This window comes from Paenibacillus sp. FSL R7-0340 (assembly GCF_038002205.1).
Lineage (GTDB): Bacteria > Bacillota > Bacilli > Paenibacillales > Paenibacillaceae > Paenibacillus > Paenibacillus polymyxa_B.
Map to the genome: position 1 here is coordinate 3,159,025 of NZ_JBBOBY010000001.1, position 13,773 is coordinate 3,172,797.

Sequence of the window (13,773 nt, forward strand, 5' to 3'; positions counted from 1 at the left end):
TTGATGTGGAAGAAATGTAGTTTGTTTTTATTAGTTCTAGCATTTGTGCCGATTTGCATTTCTGAAATGCCTGCGTCTGCTGCCAGCTCTACAATTACCAATCATATAGGAAATTCTAACAATGAAATTTGAAATGGAAGGAGAAGATGTCAAAACGTGCTATGACAGATGAAGCCAAAGCATTGAATCCTTGTTTTTCAATCTTCTATGCCGTGAATATGAGAAAAGGCTGAACCAGCTTGTGAAAGCTTTTTATATTATTTTGTGCTGCTATCCTTCCACTGAGAAAGCTAGGACAGAATCAGGATTTTGAGGCTTCTTTGAGGATGTTATTACATAAGAGCGGATCTTAATACAATCTTAATGCTGTAGGCAAATTCGTAATACGGTACTGATTTTGCTCATGATATACTATGGATTGAGAGAGAATATAGTAGAGGGTGGGCACAGGATGGCAGCAAAACAGAACGATGCCGGGTCCATACTTGATCGAATTACTGACTTGCCGGTAAGAAAAAGTAGAGGAAGACTGAAAATTTTTGTTGGATATGCACCAGGTGTTGGGAAGACCTGTGCAATGCTTAGCGACGCTCACGAAGAGCAAAAAGAGGGTATAGATATCGTAGTTGGATATATTAAACATTATGCCCGGCCATACACTGCGGCGTTATTGGAAGGACTTGAACTTCTTCCTTACATCAAAATTTCAAATAAAGAATCCTCAACTAAGGAATTTGATCTGGACCAAGCGCTCCAGAGAAGTCCTGACCTTATTTTATTGGACGATTTGGCCCATACCAACGCGGCAGGATGCCGACATAAAAAAAGATATCAGGATGTGGAGGAACTTCTTCGCGCAGGAATTCATGTATATACGACGATGAATGTTCAACAGATCGAAAGTCTAACGGATATTGTCTACTCCATTACTGGCATTTCCGTTGACGAACGCATACCGGACAGTGTATTTGACAGTGCTGATCAGGTGGAATTAGTCGATATTGAACCGGATGATTTAATAGGACGTTTGAATAGGGGAAAGATTTACCCTGAGGAGGAGAATACACAGGCTCATTTATTTACCAAAGAGAAGCTGACGACTCTACGTGAAATTGCTTTGCGTAATACAGCAAGTCAGTTAAACCGAATCGCGGAGCAAATCAGTGAGCAGGCGAAAAGAAATGAATTTGATACGAAAGAACATATTCTGGTCTGTCTGTCTTCGGCTGCTTCCAATAAGAAAGTGATCCGAACAGCAGCAAGAATGGCGGCAGCTTTTCATGGTCATTTCACCGCGTTGTTTGTGGAAACACCAGAAGCGAGAGAATTGACATCAAAAAATAAAGCGGAGTTAAGGGAGAACCTTAGGCTGGCTGAGCAAATGGGTGCACAAATCGCAACGATGTATGGAGACGATATTCCAGGACAGATTGCCGAATATGTCAAAACAAGCTGTGTATCGAAAATTGTCCTAGGACGCTCCCCTTACAAGAGGAGAGGGCTTGCAAAATCCAATGTAAGTGATAAACTAACGGCCTTACTTCCTAATATTGAAATCTATATTATCCCCTATACTCAGTCTTCCTTCTATAAAAGATTGCCTTTTTACGAAAAATACCCATTGCTGTCGTTGGCAGATACTATCAAGACCATTGCTATCTTGGCTGTGTGCACAATTATTGGCTTGTGGTTTAAGTATTTGGAATTCCGAGAAGCTAACATTATCACCGTGTACATTCTGGGAGTTTTGTTAAATGCAATTGTGACCAAGGGCAGAATGTATAGCGCCATTTCTTCGGTTATGAGTGTACTTGTGTTTAATTATTTTTTTACCGAGCCTTATTATTCTTTACAGGCTTATGATTCAGGCTATCCGGTCACCTTTCTGGTCATGCTGGCTGCTTCTTTCATGACGAGTACACTAACTATGCGAGTAAGAGAGCAGGCTCGGCAATCCGCGCAAAAAGCTTACCGTACCGAGGTGCTTCTGGAAACAAGCCGGAAATTGCAACAGGCCAAAGACTCTCCGGCTATTATTAATGAAATGGCACATCAAATGGTAAAGTTGTTGGACAGAATGGTCATTTTCTATTCAGTTGACCAAGGGGTACTGTTGGCGCCGCAGTTTTTTCCAAAGAAAGAATCTGCAGTTGATCCAGGGGTCTACACAGGAGGCAACGAACGTGCAGTTGCAGAGTGGGTATATAAAAACAACAAGCGTGCAGGAGCAACGACGGATACTTTTTTTGGCGCTAAGTGTCTATATCATGCGGTGCGTGGAGGAGAGCAGGTTCTTGCGGTGGCAGCTATTGTAATGGATGAGGAAGAACCTTTAGAAGTTTTTGAAAATAGCCTAATGCTTGCCATGCTGGGAGAATGCGCGCTGGCGCTAGAGAAAGAAAAACTGAACGAAAGACAACAAGAGATCTCCATGCAAATCCAGCAGGAGCAACTCCGTGCCAGTCTGCTTCGGTCCATTTCTCATGATTTACGCACTCCACTTACCAGCATCTCAGGCAATGCGGGGATTCTTCTTGGAAACCCAGAGGTACTAAACGAGGAACAGAAAAAAGGTCTATATACGGATATATATGACGATTCCATGTGGTTAATCAATTTGGTAGAAAATTTGCTGTCTATTAGTCGAATCGAAGGTGGTACTCTAAATCTGAATTTTCAGGCAGAATTAATGGAGGAAGTCATTTCGGAGGCTCTGCTTCATGTGAATCGCAACAATGTGAAGCATGTCATTCAGACGGAACTGGATGATGAATTGATGATGGCTCGAATGGACTCCCGACTTATTGTTCAGGTATTGATCAATATGATTGATAATGCAATCAAGTATACCCAAGATGGCTCTCACATCACAATTTCAGCAAGACGCGAGAGACATATAGTCATTGTAGAAATCTCAGATGATGGCCCCGGTATTTCTTCAGAAGAAGTCAAGGTTAGACTGTTTGAGATGTTTTATACGGCAGACAACATTCATGGGGACGGACGTCGTGGATTAGGATTGGGGCTTTCTCTGTGCAAATCAATTGTGAATGCTCATGGAGGTACTATTGGTGTTAAGGACAATATCCCTAAAGGGACGGTTTTTTATTTTACCCTGCAAGCTGAGGAAGTGAATGTTCATGAATAAACCTTTTATTCTTGTTGTGGAGGACGATAAACCCATCCGCAAGCTGATTACGACAACGCTGGAGACACAGGGGTATAAATATCATACGGCTGAAACAGGGGAAGCATCGATTTTAGAAGCAGTATCCAAGCAGCCGGATCTAATGATTCTGGATTTGGGGCTGCCGGATATGGATGGTGTAGATATCATTAAAAAGCTTCGTGCATGGTCGAATATGCCTATTATCGTGGTCAGCGCACGCAGCGAAGATCGGGATAAAATAGATGCGCTGGATGCCGGAGCGGACGATTATCTAACAAAACCCTTCAGTGTAGAAGAACTGCTGGCCAGACTTCGAGTCAGTTTACGAAGAATTCGAAATGACAGTGATAAGCTCCTGAAGGATGCTTCCAGCTTTATTAATGGAAATTTGAAAATTGATTATGCAGCAGGATGCGTATGGATCGGTGAAGAAGAAATTCACCTGACCCCAAGCGAATATAAACTGCTTTGCCTGCTGGCAAAACATGTAGGCAAAGTACTGACCCATAATTTTATCCTGCATGAAATCTGGGGCAACCACAGCTATGACATTCCTGCCCTGCGTGTGTTTATGGCAACGCTGAGAAAAAAAATAGAAAAAACATCATCACAAACTAAGTTTATTCAAACACATATCGGAGTTGGTTACCGTATGCTTCAGGTTGGAGATGATGGCTAGGTAACAATACCATTATGTAATTAGAGATCATGCTCTTATGGAGCATGGTCTCTTTATTTTTCATCTGCCATCTAAATCTTAAGATGATCTTTATACCTATATGAAAACCCTAATCCTAAACTAATGGTGAAAATGTTACGCTGAACTCTGAAGTAAAGAGGATAAGGAGGTTCGGCATGTGAGATGGGCACTACCTTGTTCGTCTGTTTCATCGGCTAAGCTGTCAACTGAGTGAAAGGGAAAGAGGTATGGGGAATGAATGAAATTTTAACAAGTGCGGGTCTGATCTCAATTGTGCTGGCGGTGCTGTATTCCGTTAAAAAAATATATGATTTTATCGATTTGCAGAAGGTGACACGGAAGGATATCTATGAGAACTATGATATCTATAAAGCAGCTCAGAAGTTTGCTCTCGGTACACCCGTCGATGAGATCAGAGAAATCCTGACAAACAGCTATGAGTTAGACGATAACCAGGTTGAAGAGACAATGTTTTTGGCTCTTCCTCATCGGAACGATACCGATGGTGGTTATCTTGCCTTTATCAAGGCTGTAAATCGGGTGCTGGAACAAGAGGTTTATAGCTAAACTCCGAAAGAAGGAAAAATATGAATCGTCAGGCCGCGTTACCTGGTGTTTGCTCCCAATCTGGCCGGAGAACAATTTCTACAAGCGCTGAGTGAAGAAGAAAAATTATTTGTTGCTTTGGCATCCAATCCTGATCAACAACACCATTTATAAGAATTAGGAGTAGAAAATGTTATTGAAAGCTTAGAAGGCTTATTTCACTTGTTGAAGACGGAGTGAGCCCTTTTTACATGCAGAAAATTCAACTACAATAAGCAATTAAAAACGGCAAGTCATATATGCAAAGAGGAAGGGAGAATAAGTTCTATAAATTCCATGAAAGCGTTTGACATATTTGAATATCAATCTATAATTATGAACAGAATTGGACCTCACTGAGATGCAAGTATCCTGATTTTTTCAATCTGAATCGGATTAAGATGTCGCCAATTTTCAAATAGGTCGCTGCCTAAGAGGAATACGATAATTGATAGAGCTGTTGTTCATAAACAGCAAGCTTCATAACCAGGGGCTTGCTCTTTCATTTACCTAAGGAGAATGGGTCGGAATGACACTTAAAAAAAGAATCTTTTTATTGTTTTTTCTCAGCGCGTTTATTCCCTTTATCAGTATATTTGCAATTTCTTACTATACCATTGATTCCATTTTTGCGAATAAAATCAATGATGGAATTCGGAGCAATCTACAGCAGGTAACTTCATCACTGGAAAATTCAATTACCAACCTGAATCATGTTACTCAGCAATTATCATATAGTGGTACATTAGGAAAAAAACTGGATGAAGTCTTGAAGCCTTCCTCCAATATATTTGAATTGATTGAGGCTAGAGATGAATTAAAGAATGAGTTAAATGTCGTAACGTTTACTAATCCGAATATAGGTCTGACCTTATACTATTTCCAGAAAGAAGGCACTACACAGTTCGCTAACTTTCCCATCAAAGATCGTTTTTCTCCCGAGTCTTTGCCTGTGCTTTCCAAATCATATGGCATTGCGTACTATGGTCCCCATATGAGTATGAACCGATTTGATGATCAGCTTGTTTTATCTGCTATGCGAAAGGTACAGCTGCCTCAAAGGGACGATGTATATATTTACGTCGAATCCGGCTTTCGTCTTACACAGGATATACTGGGTTACAATCAATACAAAGGAGCTTTATCGCATTTAATCCTGAATGGTGAGGGCAACATTGTTTACAGTGAAATTCCAGAAGCGATGAAGGTCGGAGAGAATTTCTCCAGCATATCGAAAGGTACTGCAAAAGATGGAATATCCCGTGATTACCATTGGCTTAAGGAGGACTCCAGTCAGAATTGGAGCGTCATATCGGTAATTTCGCAGGCTAAGTATCAACAGGAGAAAAACCAATGGTTGCTTCAAATATTACTGGTCGCTTTATTTTTTCTCGGCTTTACCGTATTTCTGGCTTGGCTTCTGTGGAAGATGGTTTACAAACCACTAGGCCTGTTCCATTCGGAAATTAACGGAATGTCTCAGAATCCACAAAAGGCAGGCAGCCAGACCCGCACTCAAATTCCCGAGTTTGATTTTCTGTTGGGAGAATTCTCAAATATGCAGCATCAAATCGGCGACCTGTTCAAGGAAGTGCAGCAGAAAGAGAAGATTCGTGCAGATTTGGAAGTGGAAAAATTGTTATATCAGATCAATCCTCACTTTCTAATGAATACGCTGGATACTGTGCACTGGCTGGCCGTCATGAACGGACAAGGAGAGATTGACAAGTTGGTGCAATCCTTAAACAAGCTGTTGTATTACAATTTGGGTAAATTAGGGCAAGTATCCACGATGGAAGAGGAAATTGATGCGCTAAGACAGTACCTAATCCTGCAGCAAATTCGATATGACTTTGAATTTGACGTGCGTATTTCAGCAGATGATCAAGTTCTTCAAATACCTGTGCCTCGTTTTATTCTGCAACCGTTGGTTGAAAATTCACTTTATCATGGACTGAGTGACGAAGGTTTTATTCAAATTGAAGTTACACTTGCCAAAACGCTGAATATTTTAATACAGGATAATGGAGCAGGCATGACCGAGGAAGCGATTCAAAGACTTCTGAATAATCGTATAGCTGAACATAAAAAAGTAGGGATGGGCATCGGACTCAATTATGTCCACCGCATGTTGAGGGCACAGTATGGAGATCAAGCACAACTGGTGATCGAAAGTGAATTGGGTACAGGGACAAGTATACTGCTCATACTTCCTATCAAAGGAGAAGATGTCTGAGGATGATTAAGGTATTGATAGTGGATGACGATAAATTAGTACGAAAAGGAATAAGCTCCGCGATGCCGTGGAACGAGTTCAATATGGAGGTTATAGGAGAAGCAAGTAACGGGTTGAAAGCACTGGATTTTCTGAAAGCCCAACCGGTCGATCTGATGCTGACAGATCTCGCGATGCCGGTGATGTCAGGTATTGAACTGATGCGAGCTGCAAGGCAGCTCTATCCAGAACTACATATTGTTGTATTAACACTGCATCAAGATTTTGATTATATCCAGGAAGCGCTCAGACTTGGAGCCATCGACTATATAGCCAAAGTTCAGCTCGAGAAGGAGCAATTCGAACACGTGCTGCATCGAATACATACCCGGATTGACGAGCTGGCGAATACAAGACGAAAGCTGCCTCTGCTAAGTGAGACCAATGTCCATTATCGCCATGTGTATGCACTTGTTTCACTGGATCGCAAGTCAGGACAGAGCTGGCCGATTGAACTGACATCCAATGTAGACGAGATCCGATGGGAGGTTGAACGGAACAGCTGGATGTGGACGGCACCCATGGACGTAGAGGATCAGCTGTTCCATAAACTGAAGGAATCCCTGGATCAAGTTCCCCAAGTCGCCTTGCTGGTTATGTCCGATGTACAAGAGCGAACATGGTCGCAAATCCAAAACTGGATTATGAATTATACAGAAACGTCCTTATTCTATGCATACAATCCTTATGATCCTGTCATTTCCGTTTCGATGAATGTGGAGGACTCATTTCCAATAGAACCGCAGGATGAAGACATGGATCGTATTAGGCAAAGTTGGTTCCTATCACCATGGACCCACAACGACAGTTATTACAACCAACTGATTGAACAGTTCAAATCACTAAGACTGCATAAAGGCCAGCTGATGGGATTGCTATACTCTATAGTTATGGAATGGAATCACCTTTTTGCTCAGACTACGTTGGGTAGAATCTCAATGATCCATTCTTTTCAATCCTGGTACGAGGTAGAAGATTGGATCAAGCAGACCTCTGTGGGCATTCGTAAGGCAGATGAACAGACTTCGTATTCACAAGAAATTGTAGACGCCGTGAAAAAAGCGATTATGATCATGCAAAATAATTTGGACCAAGCTTTTACAGCTTCAGGTCTGTCCCAACAACTGAACATCAGCCGAAGCTATTTCAGTCAATGCTTCAAGGATTTGATGGGGAAAACCTTTAATGAGTACTCCCGATTTATACGAATAGAGAAGTCTAAAGAGTATTTATTGAATACAACCAACACGATTTTCTGGATTGCGGAGCGAGTGGGTTATACGGATGAAAAATATTTCAGCCGAATTTTTCGCGAATTGACAGGTCTGCTGCCAAGCGAATATCGACAGCTCGGCAGAGGGGATAAATAGCGTACTCTCCCAGATGACCAATAATCCGGGCGAAAGAAGGGAAAACGATGATTAAGAAGATGGCTGCATGTGTTCTTGTCGTCAGCTTAATTACAGTGACAGTATATTTCAGCAACCCATACTTCCGGGAATCGCCAATGGGACCAACGAAAACAATCTCGGACACTGCCGCTGCCGATCCATTGGGGAAATATGAATATCCCGTTTCCATCCGACTGGGATATGTGGTAGATCCAACAGGCGCGGATCTCTCAGGAGGAGAAACACTTGAGAAGAATATATGGAAAACGATGATTAAACAAAACCTTAACATTGATGTCCAGGTATTATGGCAGGTGTCGAAGGAAAATCTGAGTCAGAAAATCGATCTGGCTATCGCCAGCAATGATCTGCCGGATGCCATGATTGTAAATCAGCTGCAGCTGAACGAGATGATCAAGGCTGGAGAAATTGAAGACCTAACCGAGGCATACAATAGTAGCGCATCACCGGAAATAAAAAAAATTATTGATAGCACAAACGGATTGGCTATGGAACAAGTGACCTTCGATGGCAAGATGATGGCTGTTCCTTCTGTGACAGCGGAAGACTTCAGCATGCTCTGGATTCGACAGGATTGGCTGGACCGTCTTGGACTGAAGCCGCCGAAAACGGTAGATGATCTGGAAGCTATCGCCAAGGCCTTTGTAGAGAATGACCCAGATGGAAACAGTAAGCGGGATACGATTGGCCTTGCTTCAAGCACTGGACTGTATAACGATTTCAACAACAGTGCTTTTTCTTTTGATCTAACCCCAATCTTCGCAGCATTTGGATCTTTCCCGGGATATTGGCTGAGCAAAGATGGAAAACCTGTATACGGTTCGGTTCTACCGGAAACGAAGGAGGCCTTGGTCAAACTGCGTGAAATGTACGCCAAAGGCCTTCTCGATCCAGAACTGGGTATCCGCAAAGAAGCGGAAGAAACAGTTATTAACGGTCAGGCGGGGATGTTCTTTCAAGGTTTTTATGCTGGGTACTGGCCCCTTCCGAGCGCTTGGCAGAACGAGCCGGAGGCGAACTGGCAAGCATACGCACTCCCGCTGGATGCAAACGGAGCATACCATGTGAAGGTGGATAATCCGTCAAGTTCATTCTTGGTGGTACGAAAAGGATATGCTCATCCCGAAGCGATCATTAAAATTAACAATCTGTACCTTCGTGATGAGTTCAAGTACGGTACGCGTTTTATGCTGGGCCGCAATTTCTTTGCTCCGGCAGATGAAGCACGATATGAATCGAAGGCCGCGCAGGATATTCTGATGGGAACCAAAACACCCGCCGATTTCAAGGACAAGTCTGAATACAAATTGCTGGAAAACTTAGTTTCGACAATAAAACAAACCAAATTGAAGCCTTATGATCAATATGGTATTTCCTATTGGAATGAACACAGCGACAGCTTTATGCGGGGTTATTCGCTTCTTGTAGGCGGAAGAAATTTTTTCGATCCAAACATCCATAAAGTTCGAAGCCTTACCTATATACGAACTCCAACGATGGAGAAGGCTTGGGGTGAACTATCAAAACTGGAACATGATACATTTTTAAAAATTATTTTAGGCGCTGAACCGATCGATTCATTTGGTCAATTTGTCGAGGAATGGAAGGAACAAGGGGGCGATCAAGTGACTGTGGAGGTGACCGCAGCCCATAATCATCGCTGAAGACCATCTTAAAATTCCATTAATCAAGCCGACGATTCCTGTTTCAGGAGCTGCCGGTTTTTTTGTTCTTCACTTTGATTAGTAAGTAAGGATAGACAAATGTATGTCGGTAGGTAGGATAAATGCTTACAGGCCAACTCAGGCTTTATGATCCCAGATGAAACCGCATACATTTCTCTATCCAAACAGACGTTCAATCCCTATCTCGATTTGTCTTCTCCGAGTCTTATAATGAAAGCGCAAACAACAATGATAGGGAAATATTCAGAACGAAGGGGAATCGAATGTGATGAGAACTAAACGGTTCATAAAAAGCAAAATGTTGACGAGACGTCTGGCCGTGCTGTCGATGTCTGCTCTGATGATTTCAACCCTTGCAGCCTGTGGGGGTTCCTCCAACCCTCCCACTGCGGAGGAAGCGGGCAAGTATGAGGTAACACCGGGAGACCCATTCAGTGCCTATAAAGACGAAATAACCGTAACGATGGGTCGTGTGACTACAGCCAACCCGAAACTGTCGGCTGGAGATACGTATGAGAACAACGCGTATACTCGGCTGGTCAAAGAAACATTTAACGCTCAGATTAAAGACCAATTTGAAGCCAACGGAGAAGATTACAGCCGTCAGGTTTCTCTCGCCATCGCCTCTGGGGAACTGCCTGACATGATGCGTGTCGATTCCAAGGATGAACTCAAAGAACTGGTTGATAATGATCTGATTGAAGATATGACGGAAATTTACAAGCAGTATGCCACAGATAACATCAAGAACATTTACGAATCTTATGAGGGCCGTGCATTAGATAATGCGACGATAGATGGACGTTTAATGGGACTTCCGGCTACTTCCCTAGATTCCGCGCCAACCATGGTCTGGGTTCGTCAGGATTGGCTGGATTTACTGGGTATCCAACTTGACGCAGACGGAGACGGGGCCATCAAGCTGGATGATGTGGAGAAAACGGCCAAGGAATTCCTGAAAAGAGATCCTGGCCAATCCGGGAAACCGGTAGGTATTCCCTTTGTGAACACCCTTAATACAAGTGACTATAATGGTTCCGCCTATACCATGCTGGGAGTTGCCTCCACCAAGGGTGCATTCCCTCAATACTGGATGAAGGGAAAGGATGGCAGCATTGTTTATGGCTCGACAACAAAGGAAACCAAGCAGATGTTAGGCGTCATGGCAGATTGGTTCAAGAGAGGCATCATCGACCCGCAATTTGGAACACGCACATTTGATGATATTACGGCACTGTACACCAACGGCCAAAGCGGTATTGCTTTTGGACCATGGCATATTCCCGACTGGGGTCTGAGCAGCGTGAAGCAGATGGATAAGAATGCGAAATTCACGGCTTACACTTTGGAGGATGCAGACGGAAAGGTAAACGTGGCACACGCCAATCCAGCCAATCAGTTTATCGTTGTGAGAAAAGGATATGAACACCCGGAACTTGCCGTTAAAATAGTAAACCTTTTCTACGATAAACTGGCAAATGATAAAAATGTGGAAACATCTATGCCAGAAGCCGCCAAGTATCAAGAGAACGGCGTAGACGGTTCTACCAGACCTTTTAATATTGAAGTCAACTCGGCTACCTCGCTGCTGGATGATTACTCTGACGTTGTTCGCGGGATTAAAGGGGAGATTAGTCTGGATCAGGTCCGGACAACCGAATCAAAGAACAATATTGAAAGTATCCAAACCTACTTGAGCGATATGGATACGGATAACGTAACAGCCTGGGCGAAATATCACTCGCGTATCAACGGAGTGGGACTCATCGACAAACTGACACGGGAAAACAAATTCGTCTGGATGACACCCGCTTTCTCTGGCACTACACCAAGCATGAAACAGACATGGGCTAATCTGACCAAGATGGAGCAGGAATCTTTCATCAAAATCGTGACTGGTGCAGAATCTCTGGATTACTTCGATACTTTCGTTAGCAATTGGAAGAAACAAGGTGGGGACCAGGTAATTCAGGAAATTGAAGACGAGGCTGCATCCGAAAAATAAACAATCATGAACTGCTAGAAGGGCTGCGATAAGTAGCCTTTCTTCAGGAAAGGGGTCCATCCATGAAACAGGGAAATGATAGAGCAAAAGTTCGGTTGGGCACGGGTGCCATGTATCATATGATGATGCTTCCGGGAATTTTATTTTTACTGGTATTCAGCTATGTTCCGATGGTCGGTGTCATTACGGCGTTTCAGGATTATATACCAGCCAAGGGGATGTTTGGCTCCAAATTTGTAGGGCTGAAGCATTTTATTTATATGTTTAAGCTGCCGGACATCGCACAGGTTTTTAGTAATACGTTGGTGATTGCCATTGCTAAGATTCTATTGGGAACAATGATGGCTATCATTTTTTCCATTTTGTTAAATGAGATCCGCATCAAATTCGTTAAAAAATCCGTACAGACAATTGTTTATCTGCCACACTTTCTATCCTGGGTAGTTCTAGCATCCGTGGTTGTTAACATGTTCAGTTTGGATGGAATTGTGAATCAAATTTTGGCTTTTTTCGGTCTGGAGAATATTAATTTTCTCGGCAGCAACACCTGGTTCCAGCCGCTGATTATTGGGACAGACGTGTGGAAGGAGTTCGGTTACAGTTCCATCGTCTATTTGGCTGCAATTACTTCGATTGATCCGGGTCTGTATGAAGCGGCAGGAATGGATGGAGCCAGCTGGTGGAGAAAAGTATGGCATATTACATTGCCAGGTATGCTGCCTATTATCCTGCTCATGGGAGTGATGAGTCTGACCAATATTTTGAGTGCCGGCTTCGATCAAATTTATAATCTGTATAATCCGGTTGTCTATGAGTCGGGAGATATTCTGGATACTTATGTATATCGGATTGGACTCGTTGGGCGACAGTATAGCTTCGGTACGGCTGTTGGCCTGTTCAAGTCAGTGATCGGTATTGTTTTGCTATTGTCCGCCAACCATTTGGCCAAGAAATACACCGACCGAAAAATATTCTAAGGAGGCAAAGCCTATGTCATATTCTGTAAGCCTAAAAGATCGAATTGGCCGGTTTGTCATCAATGCCATCGTCATATTGCTGGCATTGATCTGCCTTCTTCCGTTATGGAATATCGTTGCGATTTCATTCAGCAGCAGCGAGGCCGTGTCAGCTAATGCTGTAGGTCTCGTACCGGTCAATTTTACAACAGCAGCGTATACGAAAATTATCGATGATGCTCAGTTCTGGCGTTCCTTTGGCATATCTGTTCTACGTGTTGTGCTCACACTTATTCTCAACATGATTCTTATTATTTTAATGGCATACCCGCTCTCCAAGTCGAAAAGGGAATTTAGGGGCAGAAACATTTATATGAATGTTATGATTTTTGCCATGTTGTTCAGCGGCGGGATGATCCCGAGTTATCTACTGATCAAAAACCTCGATATGCTTAATACAATTTGGTCGCTTGTTCTACCGGGAGCTGTCCCTATATTCAGTGTCATCCTTGTCATGAACTTCTTCTCTGCTGTACCTAAGGCGCTAGAAGAAGCAGCATTCATCGATGGGGCGAATCCGCTCCAGGTTCTGTTCAAAGTGTATGTTCCCGTGTCCATCCCTGCGCTGGCGACGGTAGCACTATTCAGTATCGTGGGAACGTGGAATGATTTTTTTAGCGGTTTGATCTATATGACCCAAGTCAGCAATTATCCGCTAATGACTTATATTCAGTCCCTTAACGTGAATATTGCCGAACTTCTTCAATCCGGCACCAACTCAGCACAACTCAGCAACCTGACTGAAATATCAAACAAAAATCTAAATGCTGCCAAAATCGTAGTCGCTGTCATCCCGCTACTGCTGATTTATCCGCTGCTTCAAAAATATTTTGTGACTGGAATTGTTGTAGGATCGGTAAAAGAGTAATTGTATGATGCGACTTGATTAAGATAAAAACACTATGCGTCTATTGGAAAGGTTGTAA

At 42.9% G+C, this 13,773-nt stretch carries 9 protein-coding genes; all 9 read left to right on the top strand.

The annotated features are described in order from the left end of the window. Positions 1-451: 451 nt before the first annotated feature. Positions 452-3,148 carry a sensor histidine kinase gene (locus MKX59_RS14295; RefSeq protein WP_071558697.1) on the top strand — a complete coding sequence of 899 codons (2,697 nt, stop codon included), beginning with the start codon at positions 452-454 and terminating at the stop codon, positions 3,146-3,148. Continuing rightward, positions 3,141-3,848 carry a response regulator gene (locus MKX59_RS14300; RefSeq protein ID WP_071558698.1) on the top strand — a complete coding sequence of 236 codons (708 nt, stop codon included), beginning with the start codon at positions 3,141-3,143 and terminating at the stop codon, positions 3,846-3,848. Before MKX59_RS14295 ends, MKX59_RS14300 begins: the two co-directional genes overlap by 8 nt. Before the next feature lie 255 nt (positions 3,849-4,103). Continuing rightward, entirely contained in the window at positions 4,104-4,436 is a 333-nt protein-coding gene (locus MKX59_RS14305) for a hypothetical protein (protein ID WP_068939613.1), read from the top strand. Between the two features lie 547 nt (positions 4,437-4,983). Further along, positions 4,984-6,690 (top strand): sensor histidine kinase, encoded by a 1,707-nt coding sequence (locus MKX59_RS14310; RefSeq protein WP_340858494.1) that lies wholly within the window; start codon positions 4,984-4,986, stop codon positions 6,688-6,690. 2 nt (positions 6,691-6,692) lie between these two features. Continuing rightward, positions 6,693-8,099: a response regulator transcription factor gene (locus MKX59_RS14315; RefSeq protein WP_028541594.1), complete on the top strand. Its 1,407-nt coding sequence runs from the start codon at positions 6,693-6,695 to the stop codon at positions 8,097-8,099. Between the two features lie 47 nt (positions 8,100-8,146). Further along, complete coding sequence (locus tag MKX59_RS14320; RefSeq protein WP_071558699.1) at positions 8,147-9,805, top strand: extracellular solute-binding protein; 1,659 nt, start codon at positions 8,147-8,149, stop codon at positions 9,803-9,805. 289 nt (positions 9,806-10,094) lie between these two features. Next, on the top strand, positions 10,095-11,831 hold the full coding sequence (locus MKX59_RS14325) for a sugar ABC transporter substrate-binding protein (RefSeq protein WP_076295113.1): 1,737 nt from the start codon (positions 10,095-10,097) through the stop codon (positions 11,829-11,831). A 62-nt stretch (positions 11,832-11,893) separates the two neighbouring features. Then, the gene (locus MKX59_RS14330; protein ID WP_023988799.1) at positions 11,894-12,808 is read left to right on the top strand and encodes an ABC transporter permease; all 915 of its coding nucleotides are present in this window, start codon (positions 11,894-11,896) and stop codon (positions 12,806-12,808) included. A 13-nt stretch (positions 12,809-12,821) separates the two neighbouring features. Further along, a complete protein-coding gene (locus MKX59_RS14335; RefSeq protein WP_023988798.1) occupies positions 12,822-13,715 on the top strand; it encodes a carbohydrate ABC transporter permease in 894 nt (297 codons plus the stop codon). Positions 13,716-13,773 lie beyond the last annotated feature (58 nt).

Bases quoted from the DNA above. Each gene is read 5' to 3' on its own strand.
- MKX59_RS14295 (WP_071558697.1), top strand. From the start codon at position 452: ATGGCAGCAAAACAGAACGATGCCGGGTCCATACTTGATCGAATTACT.
- MKX59_RS14300 (WP_071558698.1), top strand. From the start codon at position 3,141: ATGAATAAACCTTTTATTCTTGTTGTGGAGGACGATAAACCCATCCGC.
- MKX59_RS14305 (WP_068939613.1), top strand. From the start codon at position 4,104: ATGAATGAAATTTTAACAAGTGCGGGTCTGATCTCAATTGTGCTGGCG.
- MKX59_RS14310 (WP_340858494.1), top strand. From the start codon at position 4,984: ATGACACTTAAAAAAAGAATCTTTTTATTGTTTTTTCTCAGCGCGTTT.
- MKX59_RS14315 (WP_028541594.1), top strand. From the start codon at position 6,693: ATGATTAAGGTATTGATAGTGGATGACGATAAATTAGTACGAAAAGGA.
- MKX59_RS14320 (WP_071558699.1), top strand. From the start codon at position 8,147: ATGATTAAGAAGATGGCTGCATGTGTTCTTGTCGTCAGCTTAATTACA.
- MKX59_RS14325 (WP_076295113.1), top strand. From the start codon at position 10,095: ATGAGAACTAAACGGTTCATAAAAAGCAAAATGTTGACGAGACGTCTG.
- MKX59_RS14330 (WP_023988799.1), top strand. From the start codon at position 11,894: ATGAAACAGGGAAATGATAGAGCAAAAGTTCGGTTGGGCACGGGTGCC.
- MKX59_RS14335 (WP_023988798.1), top strand. From the start codon at position 12,822: ATGTCATATTCTGTAAGCCTAAAAGATCGAATTGGCCGGTTTGTCATC.